The organism is Streptomyces sp. NPDC019531 (assembly GCF_044903305.1).
Taxonomy (GTDB): domain Bacteria; phylum Actinomycetota; class Actinomycetes; order Streptomycetales; family Streptomycetaceae; genus Streptomyces.
The window spans coordinates 53,132-71,284 of the sequence record NZ_JBJDQL010000015.1; the positions used below are offsets into that span (position 1 = coordinate 53,132).

The 18,153-nt window shown below is 67.9% G+C and carries 20 protein-coding genes; 18 read left to right on the forward strand and 2 right to left on the reverse strand.

Annotated features, from left to right (window positions below):
• Positions 1–237 precede the first annotated feature (237 nt).
• Complete coding sequence (locus tag ACI2L1_RS19495) at positions 238–816, forward strand: hypothetical protein (RefSeq protein WP_404740572.1); 579 nt, start codon at positions 238–240, stop codon at positions 814–816.
• Between the two features lie 57 nt (positions 817–873).
• Here the strand turns inward: ACI2L1_RS19495 and ACI2L1_RS19500 are convergent, their stop codons facing one another.
• Positions 874–1,179: a ferredoxin gene (locus ACI2L1_RS19500; protein ID WP_404740573.1), complete on the reverse strand. Its 306-nt coding sequence runs from the start codon at positions 1,177–1,179 to the stop codon at positions 874–876.
• Positions 1,180–1,423: 244 nt separating this feature from the next.
• On the opposite strand from ACI2L1_RS19500, the gene arc reads away from it, so the two are divergent.
• From arc to prcA, 6 genes are all read left to right on the forward strand, one after another.
• Positions 1,424–3,190, forward strand: a complete 1,767-nt coding sequence (arc, locus tag ACI2L1_RS19505) for a proteasome ATPase (protein WP_404740574.1) — start codon at positions 1,424–1,426, stop codon at positions 3,188–3,190.
• 245 nt (positions 3,191–3,435) lie between these two features.
• The gene (dop, locus tag ACI2L1_RS19510; RefSeq protein WP_404740575.1) at positions 3,436–4,947 is read left to right on the forward strand and encodes a depupylase/deamidase Dop; all 1,512 of its coding nucleotides are present in this window, start codon (positions 3,436–3,438) and stop codon (positions 4,945–4,947) included.
• Between the two features lie 155 nt (positions 4,948–5,102).
• Positions 5,103–5,321, forward strand: a complete 219-nt coding sequence (locus ACI2L1_RS19515) for a ubiquitin-like protein Pup (RefSeq protein WP_007380863.1) — start codon at positions 5,103–5,105, stop codon at positions 5,319–5,321.
• Positions 5,322–5,345: 24 nt separating this feature from the next.
• Positions 5,346–5,948, forward strand: a complete 603-nt coding sequence (locus tag ACI2L1_RS19520) for an endonuclease VII domain-containing protein (protein WP_404740576.1) — start codon at positions 5,346–5,348, stop codon at positions 5,946–5,948.
• A complete protein-coding gene (gene prcB, locus ACI2L1_RS19525) occupies positions 5,900–6,745 on the forward strand; it encodes a proteasome subunit beta (RefSeq protein WP_404740577.1) in 846 nt (281 codons plus the stop codon). Before ACI2L1_RS19520 ends, prcB begins: the two co-directional genes overlap by 49 nt.
• Before the next feature lie 60 nt (positions 6,746–6,805).
• Positions 6,806–7,561, forward strand: a complete 756-nt coding sequence (gene prcA, locus ACI2L1_RS19530) for a proteasome subunit alpha (RefSeq protein WP_404740578.1) — start codon at positions 6,806–6,808, stop codon at positions 7,559–7,561.
• Between the two features lie 71 nt (positions 7,562–7,632).
• On the opposite strand, the gene ACI2L1_RS19535 is transcribed toward prcA, so the two are convergent.
• On the reverse strand, positions 7,633–8,649 hold the full coding sequence (locus ACI2L1_RS19535; protein WP_404740579.1) for a LacI family DNA-binding transcriptional regulator: 1,017 nt from the start codon (positions 8,647–8,649) through the stop codon (positions 7,633–7,635).
• 88 nt (positions 8,650–8,737) lie between these two features.
• Here ACI2L1_RS19535 and ACI2L1_RS19540 point away from each other — a divergent pair, with 88 nt between their 5' ends.
• The 11 genes from ACI2L1_RS19540 to ACI2L1_RS19590 all read left to right on the forward strand — a co-directional run bounded on the left by ACI2L1_RS19540 (position 8,738) and on the right by ACI2L1_RS19590 (position 18,128).
• Complete coding sequence (locus tag ACI2L1_RS19540; protein WP_404740580.1) at positions 8,738–9,997, forward strand: MFS transporter; 1,260 nt, start codon at positions 8,738–8,740, stop codon at positions 9,995–9,997.
• 9 nt (positions 9,998–10,006) lie between these two features.
• The gene (gene pafA, locus ACI2L1_RS19545; RefSeq protein ID WP_404740581.1) at positions 10,007–11,368 is read left to right on the forward strand and encodes a Pup--protein ligase; all 1,362 of its coding nucleotides are present in this window, start codon (positions 10,007–10,009) and stop codon (positions 11,366–11,368) included.
• 127 nt (positions 11,369–11,495) lie between these two features.
• On the forward strand, positions 11,496–12,500 hold the full coding sequence (locus ACI2L1_RS19550) for an FKBP-type peptidyl-prolyl cis-trans isomerase (RefSeq protein ID WP_404740582.1): 1,005 nt from the start codon (positions 11,496–11,498) through the stop codon (positions 12,498–12,500).
• Between the two features lie 88 nt (positions 12,501–12,588).
• On the forward strand, positions 12,589–12,960 hold the full coding sequence (locus ACI2L1_RS19555) for an FKBP-type peptidyl-prolyl cis-trans isomerase (RefSeq protein WP_007380855.1): 372 nt from the start codon (positions 12,589–12,591) through the stop codon (positions 12,958–12,960).
• 188 nt (positions 12,961–13,148) lie between these two features.
• The gene (locus ACI2L1_RS19560; RefSeq protein WP_404740583.1) at positions 13,149–14,102 is read left to right on the forward strand and encodes a helix-turn-helix transcriptional regulator; all 954 of its coding nucleotides are present in this window, start codon (positions 13,149–13,151) and stop codon (positions 14,100–14,102) included.
• Positions 14,103–14,119: 17 nt separating this feature from the next.
• Positions 14,120–15,169: a helix-turn-helix transcriptional regulator gene (locus tag ACI2L1_RS19565; protein ID WP_404740584.1), complete on the forward strand. Its 1,050-nt coding sequence runs from the start codon at positions 14,120–14,122 to the stop codon at positions 15,167–15,169.
• Positions 15,166–15,456 (forward strand): hypothetical protein, encoded by a 291-nt coding sequence (locus tag ACI2L1_RS19570; protein WP_404740585.1) that lies wholly within the window; start codon positions 15,166–15,168, stop codon positions 15,454–15,456. Before ACI2L1_RS19565 ends, ACI2L1_RS19570 begins: the two co-directional genes overlap by 4 nt.
• 10 nt (positions 15,457–15,466) lie before the next feature.
• On the forward strand, positions 15,467–15,661 hold the full coding sequence (locus ACI2L1_RS19575) for a hypothetical protein (RefSeq protein WP_404740586.1): 195 nt from the start codon (positions 15,467–15,469) through the stop codon (positions 15,659–15,661).
• A gap of 258 nt (positions 15,662–15,919) precedes the next feature.
• Entirely contained in the window at positions 15,920–16,207 is a 288-nt protein-coding gene (gene tatA / locus ACI2L1_RS19580; RefSeq protein WP_404740587.1) for a Sec-independent protein translocase subunit TatA, read from the forward strand.
• A gap of 48 nt (positions 16,208–16,255) precedes the next feature.
• Positions 16,256–17,206, forward strand: a complete 951-nt coding sequence (tatC, locus tag ACI2L1_RS19585; RefSeq protein WP_404740588.1) for a twin-arginine translocase subunit TatC — start codon at positions 16,256–16,258, stop codon at positions 17,204–17,206.
• 31 nt (positions 17,207–17,237) lie between these two features.
• Complete coding sequence (locus tag ACI2L1_RS19590; protein WP_404740589.1) at positions 17,238–18,128, forward strand: diacylglycerol kinase; 891 nt, start codon at positions 17,238–17,240, stop codon at positions 18,126–18,128.
• Positions 18,129–18,153 lie beyond the last annotated feature (25 nt).

Sequence of the window (18,153 nt, forward strand, 5' to 3'; positions counted from 1 at the left end):
CCCCTGACAGCCCCTAGCTTGGGCGCCCCGGGCCCGCTTTCATCGATCCGGGGTCGGGGTGGTGTCCCCTCTCCCCAGACTAACTCCACCCCGACGCCTCCGTGTTGAGGGAGCGGCAGAAACCTCAGCACGGCAACCCGCACAAGTACCCACCCCGCCGTTCCCCCGACCTGTGACGTGTGGCACCATGCTGGCCACCCACCCCCACCGGCACAGCCCTCCCAGGAGACGCTCCTAGTGCAGCAATCCGCCGTCCCGGAACTGGCACACACGCACACCCGCCCGATCCACTGGGTCGCCACCGCCACCGCCGTGGCGGGAGTCGTGGCCTTCTCCTCGGTCCTGCAACCGAACCCGGCGACCGCGGCCCAGGCGGCCGGCCCCGAGGCCACACCCGCCCCCACCGTCACGACGGCACCCGACCCCGCGAACGTCCACTTCCCGATCGACTGCGGCCCGGTCAAGGCGAAGATCCAGAAACAGGCCTCCGGAGACCTCGACGGCGACGGACGGCCGGAAACCGTCGTCGTGGTGCACTGCGACGCCCCCATGGGCACCCCGCCCGACGGCGTCTACGTCATCACACACGCGAAGGGCACCGGCGAACCCCGCGTGGTCGCCACCCTGCTGAGCCCGAAGACCCGCAACACCGTCACCGACTTCACGGTGAGCGACGGCGCCGTCCTCGCGACCCTGCTCGGCTACTCCACGTCCGACGTACCCAGTTGCTGCCCGGACGTGAGGGACAAGGCCAAGTGGCAGTGGAAGGACGGCGCGTTCGTCCGCTCGACCCCGGCGGGTACGCACACCGTCTGACCGAAGCGATCACATCTGTGAGAAATCAGACAGTGGTTGCGCGGAGTGCCTTTACGGTCACTCTGCGTCCGGTCCGTAGACCTCGACCCTGTCCGAAACTCGACGTACATGGATGCAGTCACCCGGACACTCCTTCGCGGAGTCGACCACATCCGTGAGAAGAGGCAGCGGTACGGGCGTTGTGGCGCCCCTGTCCTGCAGAAGCTCGTCGTCCGAGCCCTTCACATAGGCCAGACCGTCGATGTCCAGCTCGAACACCTCGGGCGCGTACTGCACACAGATGCCGTCACCGGTGCAGAGGTCCTGATCGATCCAGACCTCCAGGGTCTCACTGGCGGCCCCGGCCTCCTGTTGCACGCTCATCTCTCCTACCGTTTATGCATCGCGCCGAACGGGAATCCGGCCAGCTCTGACGGGTGTTGAACAGTTCGACCCTACCTCCGGCAGCTTTCCAATCATGTTCGGTGGGTATTCCCCTGGCGTGAGGGAGAGCGCAAGGGTGAAGATCGGACACACCTCGACAGTCTTTGTGATCTAGGGGTTTCAATCGACACCCACCCAGGTAGGGTCTGGAAGCGTCCAGCTCCCCTTGGAGGAGGTGAGGACCGTGGCAGCCCACGACGACGACATGAACCGCGGCATCCGCCCGGGACGAGGGTCCGACGACCCGTCCGGGCAGATTGCCTACCTTGAGCAGGAGATCGCCGTCCTGCGACGCAAGCTCGCCGACTCTCCGCGACACACGAGGATTCTCGAAGAGCGGATCGTCGAGCTGCAGACAAACCTGGCCGGCGTGTCCGCCCAGAACGAGCGGCTGGCCAACACGCTCCGTGAGGCCCGCGACCAGATCGTGGCCCTCAAGGAAGAGGTCGACCGCCTCGCGCAGCCCCCGGCCGGCTTCGGCGTCTTCCTCGAAGCGAACGAGGACGGCACCGCCGACATCTTCACCGGCGGCCGCAAACTGCGGGTGAACGTCAGCCCCAGCGTCGAACTCGAAGAGCTCCGGCGCGGCCAGGAAGTGATGCTCAACGAAGCTCTCAACGTGGTCGAGGCCATGGAATACGAGAGCGTCGGCGACATCGTCACCCTCAAGGAAATCCTCGAGGACGGCGAGCGCGCCCTCGTACAGGGACACACCGACGAGGAACGGGTCGTACGGCTCGCTGAACCGCTGCTCGACGTGACCATCCGCCCCGGCGACGCCCTGCTCCTCGAACCGCGCTCCGGCTACGTCTACGAAGTCGTCCCCAAGAGCGAGGTCGAGGAACTCGTCCTCGAAGAGGTCCCCGACATCGGCTACGAGCAGATCGGCGGACTCGGCGGCCAGATCGAAGCCATCCGCGACGCGGTCGAGCTGCCGTACCTCTACCCGGACCTCTTCAAGGAGCACGAACTGCGCCCGCCCAAGGGCGTCCTGCTCTACGGACCCCCCGGATGCGGCAAGACGCTCATCGCCAAGGCCGTCGCCAACTCGCTGGCCAAGAAGGTCGCCGAGGTCACCGGCCAGGCCACCGGCAAGAGCTTCTTCCTCAACATCAAGGGCCCCGAGCTCCTCAACAAGTACGTCGGCGAAACCGAGCGGCAGATCCGCCTCGTCTTCCAGCGTGCGAGGGAAAAGGCCTCCGAGGGCACACCCGTCATCGTCTTCTTCGACGAGATGGAATCCCTCTTCCGCACCCGCGGCTCCGGCGTCAGCTCCGACGTCGAGAACACCATCGTCCCGCAGCTGCTCGCCGAGATCGACGGCGTCGAAGGCCTGCAGAACGTGGTCGTCATCGGTGCCTCCAACCGTGAGGACATGATCGACCCCGCCATCCTGCGCCCCGGCCGACTCGACGTGAAGATCAAGATCGAGCGGCCGGACGCCGAAGCGGCCAAGGACATCTTCGGCAAGTACCTCACCGAACGCCTCCCGCTGCACTCCGACGACCTCGGCGAACACAGCGGCAGCAAGACCACCACCGTCCAGAGCATGATCCAGACGGCGGTCGAACACATGTACGCCGAATCCGAGGAAAACCGCTTCCTGGAAGTGACCTACGCCAACGGCGACAAGGAAGTCCTCTACTTCAAGGACTTCAACTCCGGCGCCATGATCGAGAACATCGTCGGCCGCGCCAAGAAAATGGCGATCAAGGACTTCCTCGACCACAACCAGAAGGGCCTCCGCGTCTCCCACCTCCTCCAGGCCTGCGTGGACGAGTTCAAGGAGAACGAAGACCTGCCCAACACCACCAACCCGGACGACTGGGCCCGCATCTCCGGAAAGAAGGGCGAGCGGATCGTCTACATCCGTACCCTCATCACCGGAAAGCAGGGCGCCGACACCGGACGCTCCATCGACACGGTGGCGAACACCGGTCAGTACCTGTAAAGACAGGGCGGCTGCGGGTGCCCTCACCGGGGTACCCGCAGCCGACTGTTTTTCAGGCAACTAACCGGAACAAAGGCGAGCAAGGCAATGACGCAAATGATCTCCCCACCAGCGCAGAGCCGTTCTAGGCTCTTCGGTACCGCCGAGTCGCGCAGTGCGGGGACGGGCACCGCACACGCACCGGAGCGCCAGCGGTACTTGAGCGCCGCCCCCGACCGAGGGCGCCGCCGGGCAAGGAGGGCCGCATGACCGTACGGCGAGTAATGGGCATCGAGACGGAGTACGGGATCTCCGTCCCCGGCCACCCCAACGCCAATGCCATGCTCACCTCATCCCAGATCGTCAACGCCTACGCAGCGGCGATGCACCGGGCCCGCCGGGCCCGCTGGGACTTCGAGGAGGAAAACCCGCTACGGGACGCACGGGGCTTCGACCTCGCCCGCGAGGCCGCCGACTCCAGCCAGCTCACCGACGAGGACATCGGCCTCGCCAATGTCATCCTCACCAACGGCGCACGGCTCTACGTCGACCACGCACACCCCGAATACAGCGCCCCCGAAGTCACCAACCCCCGCGACGCCGTCCTCTGGGACAAGGCCGGCGAACGCATCATGGCCGAAGCCGCCGAACGAGCCGCCCAGCTCCCCGGCGCCCAGCCCATCCACCTCTACAAGAACAACACCGACAACAAGGGCGCCTCCTACGGCACACACGAGAACTACCTGATGAAGCGGGAAACCCCCTTCTCGGACATCGTGCGCCACCTCACGCCCTTCTTCGTCTCCCGCCAGGTCGTCACCGGAGCGGGCCGCGTCGGCATCGGCCAGGACGGACACGAGCACGGCTTCCAGCTCAGCCAGCGCGCCGACTACTTCGAAGTCGAGGTGGGGCTTGAGACGACGTTGAAGCGCCCGATCATCAACACCCGCGACGAACCCCACGCCGACGCTGAGAAGTACCGCCGCCTCCACGTCATCATCGGCGACGCGAACCTCTCCGAGATCTCGACGTACCTGAAGCTGGGCACCACGGCCCTGGTCCTGTCGATGATCGAGGACGGCTTCATCGCGGTCGACCTGGCAGTGGACCAGCCCGTCCGCACCCTCCACCAGGTCTCCCACGACCCGACACTCCAACGCCTGGTCACCCTCCGCAGCGGCCGCACACTCACCGCGGTCCAGCTCCAGATGGAGTACTTCGAACTCTCCCGCAAGTACGTCGAAGAACGCTTCGGCGCCGACGCGGACGACCAGACCAAGGACGTCCTCGCCCGCTGGGAGGACACCCTCAACCGCCTGGAGAACGACCCCATGAGCCTCGCCGGCGAGCTCGACTGGGTCGCCAAGCGCGAACTCATGGAGGGCTACCGGCGCCGCGACGACCTCGACTGGGACGCCGCGAAGCTGCACCTCCTGGACCTCCAGTACGCCGACGTGCGGGCCGACAAGGGCCTCTACAACCGTCTCGCGGCCCGCGGCCGCATCAAGCGCCTGCTGGACGAGAACGAGGTCGAGCGGGCCCGTACCAAGCCCCCGGAGGACACCCGCGCCTACTTCCGCGGCCGCTGCCTGGAGCAGTACGCCGACGACGTCGCCGCGGCCTCCTGGGACTCGGTGATCTTCGACCTCCCGGGCCGGGACTCGCTTCAGCGGGTCCCAACCCTCGAACCGCTTCGCGGAACGCGAAATCACGTCAAGGAGCTGCTGGACCGCTGTCGCACGGCAGAAGACCTGGTCAGGGTGTTGTCGGGCGGCTGAGCGGGTGCGCGGGCCGGGGGCTCCGACAGGGTGGAAATCCCGGCCAGAGGGAATCATCGAGATGGCCCCCGTACGTTGTAGGAACTGCGGGGCCGATGTCAGACCCTGCAAGTAGGGTCTGATCAAGAACGTCGAACCGAGCGGGGTGAGGGGTTATGGCGACCAAGGACACCGGCGGCGGACAGCAGAAGGCCACGCGCAACACCGAGGAGGTCGAGGAGCAGACTGCGGAGACGCAGGGTTCCGAGGACCTCAAGGAGCGCCAGGAGAAGCTGAGCGACGACGTGGACTCCGTCCTGGACGAGATTGACGATGTCCTAGAGGAGAACGCCGAGGACTTCGTTCGAAGCTTCGTTCAGAAAGGCGGCGAGTAGCCTTCGAATTGAAGGTGCCGGGGGATGCGTGAGCTAGCAATCGAAGAAAGCGCGAGACGTTGTTCGCGGTGTAAGCAGCACAAGCCGCGAGCAGCGTTCGCGAAGAACAAGTCCATGCGTGATGGCTTGCAGGCCTACTGCCGGGAGTGCGCGGCTGCGTACCACCAGCAGCGGCAGGTGGCCAAGGGGTGCAACGTCCGGCCCAGGGTGGATGTGCCCGAAGGGCACAAGTACTGCCGCACCTGTGACGAGATCAAGCCGCACAGTGAGTGGCAGCGGAACCGTAGTGCCTCGGACGGTCTGGCGACGCTCTGCAAGTCGTGCAAGGCGGTGAAAGGTCGGGCAAGGCATCTCAAGCGCCACTACGGCCTCACTGAAGCCCAGCGCGACGAGATGGTTGCCTCTCAAATGGGGCTCTGTGTGATCTGTCTGAAGGCTCCGGCCGTGCATGTGGATCATTGCCACAAGACGGGTAGGGTCCGAGGCGTACTGTGCTTCAACTGCAATTCGGCCATCGGCAAGTTGGGAGACGATCCCGACGCCGTCCGTCGGGCCGCCGCTTACCTGGAAGGAATCGCGTGGAAGCCAACACTCGTAGCACCGGGCGTCTACCAGCTGCCTTCCTGACGCCTGGGTCGTCGTCCTTCATGGACTTCCTGTCCGAGCATCAGCCGGAGATGCTGCCGGGCAACCGGCAACTGCCGCCCATGCAGGGCGTGATCGAGGCGCCCCACGGGACCACGATCGTGGCCGTCACCTTCCCCGGGGGCGTCGTGCTGGCCGGTGACCGTCGCGCCACCATGGGTAACGTCATCGCCCAGCGGGACATCGAGAAGGTGTTCCCGGCCGACGAGTACTCGGCCGTCGGGATCGCCGGCACCGCCGGTCTCGCCGTCGAGATGGTGAAGCTGTTCCAGTTGGAGCTGGAGCACTTCGAGAAGGTCGAGGGCGCCCAGCTGTCCCTTGAGGGCAAGGCGAACCGGCTGTCGACCATGATCCGTTCGAACCTCGGCATGGCGATGCAGGGGCTGGCCGTGGTGCCGCTGTTCGCGGGGTACGACGTGGACCGGGAGAGGGGGCGGATCTTCTCCTACGACGTCACCGGCGGCCGTTCCGAGGAGCACAACTTCGCCGCCACCGGCTCGGGCTCGGTCTTCGCGCGGGGTGCCATGAAGAAGCTCTTCCGTGGCGACCTGAACGAGGAGCAGGCCACCACCCTCGTGGTGCAGGCTCTGTACGACGCGGCTGACGACGACTCGGCGACCGGTGGTCCCGATGTCGCCCGCCGGATCTACCCGATCGTCACCGTGATCACCGAGGACGGCTTCCGTCGGCTCACCGACGACGAGTCCTCCGAGATCGCTCGTTCGATTCTCGAGCGGCGTCTTGAGCAGCCCGACGGCCCGCGGGCCGCGCTGCTGTAGGCGCCACCCGTCTTGTTGAAGGTGATCGCAGTGACTTCCACAGAAAGGGACGGATAACCGGTGTCGACGCCGTTCTATGTCTCCCCCCAGCAGGCGATGGCCGACCGGGCGGAGTACGCCCGCAAGGGCATCGCTCGTGGTCGCAGCCTGGTCGTGCTGCAGTATGCCGACGGCATCGTGTTCGTCGGCGAGAATCCGTCCCGTGCGCTGCACAAGTTCAGCGAGATCTACGACCGGATCGGTTTCGCGGCCGCAGGTAAGTACAACGAGTACGAGAACCTGCGGATCGGCGGTGTCCGGTACGCCGACCTGCGTGGCTATACCTATGACCGTGACGACGTGACCGCGCGCGGTCTCGCGAACGTCTATGCCCAGACGCTGGGCACGATCTTCTCCTCGGCCGGCGAGAAGCCGTATGAGGTGGAGCTGGTCGTGGCCGAGGTCGGTGAGACGCCGGACGGCGACCAGATCTACCGACTGCCGCACGACGGTTCGATCGTGGACGAGCACGGTTCGGTCGCGGTGGGCGGTAACGCCGAGCTGATCAGCAACTATCTGGACCAGCGCCACCAGGACGGTGTGAGCCTGGCGGAGGCGCTGAAGCTGGCCGTGCAGGCCCTTTCCCGGGACACGAACGGCAGTGAGCGGGAGATTCCCGCCGAACGCCTGGAGGTCGCGGTGCTGGACCGTACGCGTCCGCAGCAGCGCAAGTTCAAGCGCATCGTGGGGCGTCAGCTCTCCCGGCTGCTGGAGGCCGAGGGTGCGACCACCGAGGCGGAGAGCGCGGAGGAGCCGGAGGGCTCCGAGGAGGAGTAGCCCTGCCCGATCCCGTCCGATCATCACCCCTTCTGTGCCCCGGCCGATCTCCAGGCCGGGGCACAGGGCGTTCAGGGGGTGCTGGGCGGGGCTGTGGAGCCTCGTACGACCAACTCGACCGGGATGTCTCCCGCGTCCGGTGTGCGCCCCTCCAGGACGGCCAGGAGGGCTTGCATGCCGCGTTCGCCGAACAGTTCGGCGTCGAGTCGTACGGTGGTCAGCTCGGGGTCGATGGCGGTGGCGAGGGCGAGGTCGTCCAGGCCGGTGACGGAGATGTCGTCGGGGACGCGCAGGCCGAGGCGTCGTACGGCTTTGTAGGCGCCGGCGGCGAGTTTGTCGTCGTCGCAGACCAGGGCGGTGGGGCGGGGGCCTGGGGCGGCGAGGGCGGCTTCGGCGGCGGTCAGGGCGCCGTCGATCGAGATGGGAGCGTGGACCGTGCGGACGGTCGTGCCGGGGACGGCGTCGAGTTGTGCCGCCAGTACGCGCGCGCGTACTGCGAAGGTCCAGGACGGGATGTCGGCCGCGAGGTGCAGGAAGTGGCGGTGGCCGAGGCTCAGGAGGTGGGTGGCGACCTGGCGGACGCCGTCGGCGATGTCGAGGTTGACGGTGGCGGCGCCGAGGCTGCCGGAGGGGTCGCTGTCGAGCATGACGAGGGGGAGTTGGTCGCCGCGGATGGCGGTGAGGGCGTCGGCGGCCATGGAGGAGGCGATGACGCCGTCCAGGGCGGCCTGGGCGGAGGCGAAGGGGTCGCGGGCGGGGCCGATGCCTTCGGGGGAGGGGTAGAGGACGACGCCGAAGCCGTGGTCGGCGGCCACGCGTGCGGCGCCGGTGTAGACACCTGCGAAGAACTCCGTGGTGAGCGCCGGGACGACCAGGAGGACGGTGCGGGTGTGGCCGAGGCGCAGGTTGCGGGCGGCCAGGTTGGGCCGGTAGCCGAGGTCGCGGGCGGCTTCCCGGACGCGTTCGGCGGTGGTCTCGGAGACTCGGCCGCGCCATTTGTCGCCCAGTACGAGTGAGACGGCCGCTTGTGAGACCCCGGCCGCCTGCGCGACGTCACGGCTGGTCGGGCGCGTACTGCTGGGTGCCACCGTGGACCTGCTCTTTCGTCTGGACCTGCGGACAGCGCACATGGTACGTATGGGAGACGGCGTTATACGTATGACTTGGAGGCGGGACATGGCCGCGGGATACCTGGAGATCCTCAGGGCGCGGCATGCTGCCCGTCTGCTGACGGGCACGCTGGTGGGGCGGCTGCCCAACGCGACCGCGGCGATCGCCCTGGTGTTGTTCGTCCGGGCCGAGGGTGGCACGTACAGCCTGGCGGGAGCTCTCGCGGCGGTGTACGGCGTCGCCAACGCCGTCGGGCAGCCCGTCCTGGGCCGGCTGGTGGACCTGTACGGCCAGCCGCGCGTGCAGCTGCCGGCCGCCGTCCTGTCGGCGCTCGCCATGGCGGGCTTCGCCTTCGCGGGCACGGACCCGCTTGCGCTCGCGTACGCGTGCGTGGCGGCCGCCGGTCTGTTCACGCCGCCCCTGGAGGGCGGGCTGCGTGCCCTGTGGCCCTCTGTGCTGCGCCGCGAGGAGCAGGTGCACCGGGCGTACGCGATGGACGCGGTGGCGCAGGAAGTCATGTTCGCCGTGGGGCCGTTGCTGGTGACCCTGTGCGTGTCGCTGTGGTCGGAGCGGGCGGCCCTGCTGGTGCTGAACGCGGTGGGTGTGCTCGGGGCGCTCTCCGTGGTGGTGTCGCCGCCCTCGCGCGCGTGGCGCTCCGCACCGCGTGAGGCGCACTGGCTCGGTGCGTTGCGTTCGCGTGGACTGCTGGCGATGCTGGGCGCGTTCCTGTTCGTCGGGATCGCGCTGGGGTCCATCACGGTCGCCTCCGTGCCGTACGCCGACGACCACGGTGGGGACGCGGTGTACGGCTGGCTGATGGCCGGGATCGGTCTGGGCGCGCTCGTGGGCGGGCTGGCGTACGGGGTGCGGCAGTGGGCCGGTGAGCCCGCGCGGCGACTCCAGGTCCTGGTGGGCTTTCTGGCGGTGTGTTACCTGCCGCTGACCCTGATGCCGGGAGCGGTGGCCATGACGTTGCTGACGGTGCTCGCCGGGGTGTTCCTGGCGCCGGTCATCGCGTGCGCTTTCGTCCTGGTCGACCGGCATGCGCCGACCGGGACGGTCACCGAGGCGTTCTCCTGGCTTGTGACGACGTTCACTGTGGGCGCGTCGGTCGGAACGGGCCTCGCGGGCCCGGTCGTCGAGCGGGGTGGGGCCCTGTGGGGCTTCGCTGTGCCGGGTGTCGCGGGGGGTGTGTCGCTGCTGGTTCTGCTGCTCACCGGGCGCGTCCTCTCAGCTCCCGTGGGGCGGGCGGTGGTTGCGTCTTCATCGGAAAATGATCCAAACCGTGCGGCCGAACCCCGTTTCAGCTCGGGGGATCGGGCGTAATGTTCAGTCATGGACCGCCGCATTTTCGGGCTGGAGAACGAGTACGGCGTCACGTGTACGTTCAGGGGACAGCGCCGCCTGTCTCCCGACGAGGTGGCGCGGTACCTCTTCCGCCGTGTCGTGTCATGGGGCCGCAGTAGCAATGTCTTTCTGCGAAACGGCGCCCGCCTCTATCTCGATGTCGGGTCACATCCGGAATACGCGACACCCGAATGTGACAACGTGACGGAACTGGTCACGCACGACAAAGCAGGCGAGCGCATTCTCGAAGGACTCCTGGTGGACGCCGAACGACGCCTGCATGAGGAAGGAATCGCGGGCGACGTCTACCTTTTCAAGAACAACACCGACTCGGCCGGCAACTCCTACGGCTGCCACGAGAACTATCTCGTCGCACGCCACGGGGAGTTCTCCCGGCTCGCGGACATCCTCATTCCCTTCCTTGTCACCCGTCAGCTGCTGTGCGGCGCGGGCAAGGTTCTGCAGACCCCGCGGGGCGCCGTGTACTGCGTCAGCCAGCGGGCCGAGCACATCTGGGAGGGCGTCTCCTCGGCGACGACCCGTTCCCGGCCGATCATCAACACCCGCGACGAACCGCACGCCGACGCGGAGCGTTACCGCCGTCTGCATGTGATCGTGGGCGACTCGAACATGTCCGAGACGACCATGCTGCTCAAGGTCGGCGCGACCGACCTGGTGCTGCGCATGATCGAGGCGGGCACCGTGATGCGCGATCTGACCCTGGAGAACCCGATCCGGGCGATCCGCGAGGTCAGCCACGACATCACCGGTCGGCGCAAGGTGCGTCTGGCCAGCGGCCGGGAGGCCTCCGCCCTTGAGGTGCAGCGCGAGTACTTCGAGAAGGCCGTGGACTTCTGTGAGCGCCGGGGTATCCGTACCGGCACCGTCGAGCAGGTCCTGGAGCTCTGGGGCCGCACGCTGGACGCGATCGAGGCCGAGGATCTGGACCGGATCGGCACCGAGATCGACTGGGTCATGAAGTACAAGCTCATCGAGCGGTACCGGGCCAAGCACAACATGACCATGTCGCAGCCGCGGGTCGCGCAGATAGACCTCGCTTATCACGACATTCACCGCCGTCGTGGTCTCTACTACCTTCTGGAGAGGAAGGGTCAAGCCGCCCGTATCTGCAACGACTTGAAGATCTTCGAGGGCAAGTCGGTTCCGCCGCAGACCACTCGGGCCCGGTTGCGCGGTGACTTCATCCGCAGGGCTCAGGAACAGCGCCGGGACTTCACCGTCGACTGGGTCCACCTCAAGCTCAACGACCAGGCTCAGCGCACGGTGTTGTGCAAGGACCCGTTCCGTTCGGTCGACGACCGGGTCGAGAAACTGATCGCCGGAATGTGAGCAGAGCGTTCCGAATCGCCGTCGGAACGCAACACGGGCGCCGTACGTTTCACGTACGGCGCCCTTCTCACGCCGTAGAGTTGCGCGCACGCCATCAACAAGATCGACCGATTACGAGGCCCCCACCGTGCGCCGACGCTCACTCCTCATTGCCGTTCCCGCAGGACTGGCCACACTCGCCGCATGCGGTGACGACAAGTCCGACTCGAGCAAGGCGAGTGACAGTGCGTCGCCCTCGGCGTCGTCCTCGGCCTCTTCGGCGCCGCCGCCGAAGATCGTCGACGGTCCGCTGCCGGCGATCACCGCGGGCACGAAGTTCGGGGCCAAGCCGACCGTCGCCAAGGGCAGTGGCGACCCGTCCGACCAGCTCGCGGTCAAGACGGTCATGGCGGGCAACGGCACCACGGTCGCCGAGGGCGACTACATCCAGGCCCATTACCTGGGCCAGATCTATGCCACGGCGAAGGTCTTCGACAACTCCTACGACCGTAAGACGCCGCTGGTCATCCAGCTCGCGCAGAACAGCATCATCGACGGCTGGCGGTACGCGCTGCCGGGCAAGAAGGCCGGCAGCCGTGTCGAGTTCTCCATCCCGCCCACCTGGGGGTACGGCAAGGAGGGCAACTCGCAGGCGGGCATCAAGGGCACCGACACGCTGGTGTTCGTGGTCGACATCCAGGACACGTTCAACGCGAAGAGCTCCGCCAAGGGCAAGAACGTCGCGCAGAGCGACGCGGACCTGCCCAAGGTCGGCACCAACACCGACGGCAAGGCGCCTTCCATCGAGATCCCCAAGGCGGACGCGCCGACCAAGCTGGTGGCGAACTACGTCATCGAGGGCGACGGCGACGAGGTCGCGGCGGACAGCACCCTGCTCGTGCAGTACAAGGGCGTGGTGTGGGAGTCCGGCAAGGAGTTCGACTCGACGTACAGCCGCAAGCAGCTGGCGTCGTTCTCGCTGCAGCAGGTCGTCAAGGGCTGGGCGCAGGGCCTGACCGGCAAGAAGGTCGGCAGCCGGGTGCTCATCTCCATTCCGCCGAAGCTGGGCTACGGCGACAATCCGCCGGCGGGCAGCGGTATCGAGAAGGACTCCACGCTGGTCTTCACTGTGGACATCCTGGCGAAGATGTGACGCACGGGGGATATGCGCGAGGGTCCCGGCGGCGGGGATGTAAGACTGGTCCCTGTTGCCTTTCCGTGAACAAGCAGGAGCGAGTGACGTGAGCATCGACAAGCCCGAGATCGACTTCCCTGAGGGCGCGCCCCCGGCGGACCTGGAGATCAAGGACATCTGGGAGGGCGACGGCGAGGTTGCGCAGGCCGGCCAGACCGTCACCGTCCACTACGTGGGCGTCTCCTTCAGTACCGGCGAGGAGTTCGACGCCAGCTGGAACCGTGGTCAGCCGTTCCGCTTCCCGCTGGGCGGCGGCCGGGTCATCAAGGGCTGGGACCAGGGTGTGCAGGGCATGAAGGTCGGCGGCCGTCGCCAGCTGACCATTCCCGCCCACCTCGCCTACGGCAACCAGAGCCCGACTCCGGCGATCAAGCCCGGTGAGACCCTGATCTTCGTGGTCGACCTCCTCGGCGTCTGATCGTCGTACCGGAGCCGTCAGAGGTGTCATAAGAGATCGCGTCGAGGTCGGGTCGTCGTGCGGCGTCCGATCGGATTCGATCGACCGGGGTCCATGCCTGTCCGGGCATGGGCCCTCGGCTTTTGCCTTGCTCCTTCGGGGCGGTACGGTCATCGTCCGTAAGCACCATAGGGAGGCGAAGGGCGTCGATGGCCATTGCCAAGGCTGAGCGGCTGATGAACCTGGCGCTGTGTCTGCTCGGGACGCGGCGGCCGCTCAGCAAGCGCGAGCTTCGTGAGTCCATCGAGGCCTATCTGGAAGCGAATTCGGACGACAGCTTCAACCGGATGTTCGAGCGCGACAAGGACGATCTTCGCGAACTCGGGCTCGTCATCGAGACCGTTGAGAACCTCGACGGCGAAGTCGGCTATCTCGCCCGGCGCGACAGCAACCGACTGCCGCCCATCACGCTCGACGCCGAGGAGGCCGCCGCCCTGGGGCTTGCCGCGAAGGTGTGGCAGCAGGCCCGGCTGGCCGGTGCGGCCAGTGGTGCTCTCCAGAAGTTGCGCGCGGCGGGGCTGCCCGAGGACGTCGACCCGTACGAGGCGCACGGCGCCCTTGAGCCGCGCATTCCGGTGCATGAGGCGTCGTTCGAGCCGCTGATGCTGGCCTGCCGTGATCGCCGTCCGGTCGTCTTCGACTACCGCAAGGCCACCGCCGCCCGGCCCGAGCCCCGCCACGTCGAGCCGTGGGCGCTGGAGTGCTGGCGCGGGCACTGGTACCTGGCCGGATTCGACCGGGACCGGGGTGCCGAGCGGGTCTTCCGGCTCTCCCGGATCACCGGGAAGGTGCGCTCACGCGGCACACGCTTCACCGCGCAGATCCCCGATGTCGTCACCGTCCGTGAGACCGTCGCGAGCTGGGCGGGGGAGAACGCCGACCGCAGCGCGCGGATCCGGCTGCGCACGGACGCCGGGTACCCCTTGCGGGCGAAGGCCACCTCGGTTCGGGAACTGGGGGACGGGTGGGACGAGTTGGAGATTCCGTACGGCCATGGACTGGACGCCTGGCTGGTGGAGTTCGGCCCTGACGTGGTGGTCCTGGAGCCCGCGGAGCTGCGGGCCGACGTGGTGGACCGGCTACGTGCCGTGGCCAAGGGCTGAGGGGGACGGAAGAGAACGTGGCAGGCAAACCGGTCAGGCCCGCGAACGCCATCGACCAGACCCGGCGGATGCTCTCCCTGGTGACCTATCTGAAGGAGCGCCCCGGGGCCCGGGTGGAGGACGTTGCCCGCGCCTTCGGGATCACCGAGGACGAGCTGGTCTCCGACCTCGACGTACTGCCCATGTGCGGCACCAGCTTCCGAGGTGGTGATCTGCTCGACATCGACACCGACGGCGAGCGGATCTGGTGGCACAACCCCGCCGCCCTCGGCGAGGAGACAGCCGAGCCGCTCAGGCTCGCCGCCGACGAGGCGACCGCGCTGCTGGTGGCCGCCCGGGCGGTCTCCACGCTGCCCGGTCTCCGGGAGAGCGACCGGCAGGCGCTGCTGCGGGCCACCGCCAAGGTGGAGACCGCGGCCGGGGAGCAGGCGGGCGCGAGCTCTCGGCTGTCGGTGACCTTCGAGGCGGAGGGCGGTGTCTTCGCGGACGTCGACCGGGCCATCTCCGAGCGGCGTCGGCTGTGGATCCGCTACTACTCGCCGGCCCGCGACGAGGTCACCGAGCGCGAGATCGACCCGATCCGCCTGGTCAGCGTCGGCCACACCTATGTGGAGGCATGGTGCCGGCGCTCCGAGGCGCGCCGCACCTTCCGGCTCGACCGGGTCGCCGAGATCAGGATCCTCGACGAGCCGTCCGCGCCGCCTCAGATCGAGCTCAGGGACCTGTCCGAGGGGCTTGTGCAGCCCGCCGCCGAGGACCCCGAGGTGGTCGTCGAGGTAGGTCCGGGCGGTCGCTGGGTCGCCGAGTACTACCCGCACGACAGTGCGGATGAGCTTTCTGACGGCGGGCTGCGTATTACCCTCCGGACCCCCGATCCGGCATCGCTCAGGCGGCTGGCGCTGCGGCTCGGCCGTGACGGCCGCATCGTCTCGCCGCGCGACCTCGCCGACAGTGCCCGCGACGCGGCCCGCGAGGCGCTGGCGGCGTACGACGGGGTCGAGGCGCAGGGCACTCCCGGGACCGGGGTGCAGGGCGGTCGGTACGACAGGCAGGAGCAGGGGCTTTGAGCGAGTCGGCGACGTCTGGTGCGGGCATGACGGTGGCTGCCGCTTTCGCGGGGATGAGAAGTGTGGCGCCGGTGACCTTCAAAGCGGGCTGTCCGGACTGCCGGGAGCGGTTCGAGCTGGCCGCGGGCGCCCTGCGACTCGCCATCGGCGCGACCAGCCGCACCACCTTCTACTCCTTCACCTGCCCCGAGTGCGGCGCGGCGGTCCGCAAGCCCGCGGGTGAGCGGATCGTGGAGCTGCTGACGGGCGGCGGGGTCCGGACGCTGCGGCTGCACTCCACCCTCTAGGCTCGGTCCCATGTTCTGGCCGATGTTCGCGGTAGCTGTGGGTTTCGTGGGTCTCGTCGTCCTGGGCGTGCTCGCCGTCCGGGTCTTCCTGGAGGCGCAGCGCCTCGGACGTCAGGTCACCGACTCCGCTCGGCGCATCAACCGGGCCGCTGAGGACCTGGAGCGGGCGGCGGTGAGCACGGCCCGTTCTGTGGACTCGCTGTGAGTACCGCTGAGAGTTGGGTGTGAGTCGAGCGCCGGATGCGGTTTGGGCCACTTCGCCCTGTCACGCGGGCGGGGTCGGCAGGTACGCTGCTGGTCGCGGACCGGATAACGAGGCCCGGCCGCGAACCGGGAGTGCGCACAGGGATTGCCAGGCGTTCACCCCTGAGCGTTACGATCGCTGTCAGCACGACTGATCGGACACTTGTCCGACCGGTCGGACAGCACCCCACAAGCCGCCTCGGTGAGAAGGTAAAGACTTATGTTCGGAAGGCTCGGCGCCCCCGAGATCATTCTCATCCTCGTCGTCATCATCCTGCTGTTCGGCGCGAAGAAGCTTCCCGACATGGCGCGCTCGCTCGGCAAGTCCGCTCGCATCCTCAAGAGCGAGGCCAAGGCGATGAAGGACGAGGGCAGCAGCACGGCCACCCCGGCGGGCCCGCCCAACACGGACGAGCAGCCCCCGGCTCAGCGCACCATCCAGGCCTCTCCCGGTGACGTGACGAGCGCACGCCCGGTCAGTGAGCCGACGGACTCGACCAAGCGCTGACGCGGGGCCGGAGACCTCCGGCCCGCCCGCACGAGATGGGAACGTGGGTTGCTCAAGTCTGCCCGCAAAGAGGAGAAGGATCCCGAGGGGCGGATGCCCCTCGCGGAACACCTTCGTGAGCTCCGCAACCGGCTCGCGAAGGCGATGCTGGCCATCGTCGCCATCACGGTGGTCGCCGCCTTCTTCTACAACGACATCATCAACCTCATCACGAGGCCGATCCTCGACTCGGTCGGTTGCGACCAGTCCTTCTCGCAACTGGCGCAGTCGTCGAAGTCGAGCGCGCCGTGTGCCGAGATCACCATCAACGGTCTGCTCGCCCCCTTCACGCTGGCGCTGAAGGTGTCGCTGATGGCCGGTGTCGTGCTGGCCTCGCCGGTCTGGCTCTACCAGCTGTGGGCCTTCGTCGCGCCCGGACTGCACCGGCACGAGCGGAAGTACGCCTACGCGTTCGTCGGCACCGGCGCCCCGCTGTTCATGATCGGTGCCTACTTCGCCTACACCGTGCTGCCCACCACGGCGAAAGTGCTGATCGGCTTCACACCCGGCGGCACCTCCAACCTGCTGCCGTTGGACGACCTGCTCGACCTCGTCCTGCGTATGGTGCTGGTCTTCGGCCTCTCCTTCGAACTGCCCCTGCTGCTGGTCTTCCTCAACCTCATCGGGATGATCACCGGCAAGCGGATGCTCGGCTGGTGGCGGGCCATGATCATGGGCATCACTGTGTTCGCGGCCGTCGCCACGCCCAGTACCGACCCGCTGACCATGCTGGCCCTGGCCGCACCGATCTGGGTCCTGTACTTCTGCGCCGTCGTCTTCTCCCTGCTCAACGACAAGCGCAGGCGCCGTCGCGAGGACCAGGGCCCGGACGACGACGAGGCCTCCGACCTGGATCTCACCCCGGAGGACATCGGCGACGTCGAGACCGTCTCCGCGAGCCGGGCGCTGCCCGAGCAGTCGGGCACGGACCGGGTCAACGGTTATGACGACGTGACCTGACAAACCGGGAACGCCTCGTAATGTCACACCCGTGACCAGCGAGATCACCCTCTTCGTCAACCCCACCGCGGGCCGCGGCCGGGGCGCCCACGCGGCGCAGCCGGCCGCTTCCGCGTTGCGGGCGGCCGGATTCTCGGTGCGGACCGTCCTCGGTGAGAACGCCCCCGACGCCCTCGCACGCGCGCGTGCCGCCGTCACGGAGGGCACCGGCGCCCTGATCGCCGTATGCGGCGACGGCATGGCGAATCTCGCCCTCCAAGCCGTGGCCGGCACCCGCGTCCCCTTCGGCCTGGTCGCCGTCGGCACCGGCAACGACCTTGCCCGCGCCCTGGGCCTGCCGGTGTGCGACCCGGCCGCCGCGGGCCGGCTGATCGCCGACGCCCTCAAGGACGGCCGCGTCCACGACACCGACCTCGGCCAGGTCGGCGGCCACTGGTTCGGCACCGTCCTCGCCTCCGGCTTCGACTCCCGCGTCAACGACCGCGGCGACCGCATGAGATGGCCCACGGGCCGCCTCAGGTACGACCTCACGATGCTCGCCGAACTCGCCGCCTTCCGGCCCCTCCCGTACCGCATCACACTCGACGACGGCGAGGCCCGGGAGGTCGAGGCGACCCTGGTGGCCGTCGGCAACGGATCGTCGTACGGCGGCGGTATGCGGATCTGCCCGGGCGCGGACCTCACCGACGGGCTGTTCGACATCACCGTGGTCGGGGACTGCAGCCGTACGGCCCTGCTGCGGGTGTTCCCGAGCGTGTACCGGGGCACCCACGTCGAGCATCCCAAGGTCAGCGTGGTGCGGGCGGCGAAGGTGGAGATCGTCGCCGACGGCGTCACCGGGTACGCGGACGGCGAACCCCTTGGACCGCTGCCGCTCACCGCACGATGCGTGCGTGGGGCCGTGGCGGTCATAGGTCCTTGAACTGCGTGAAGACCAGGTTCCATGT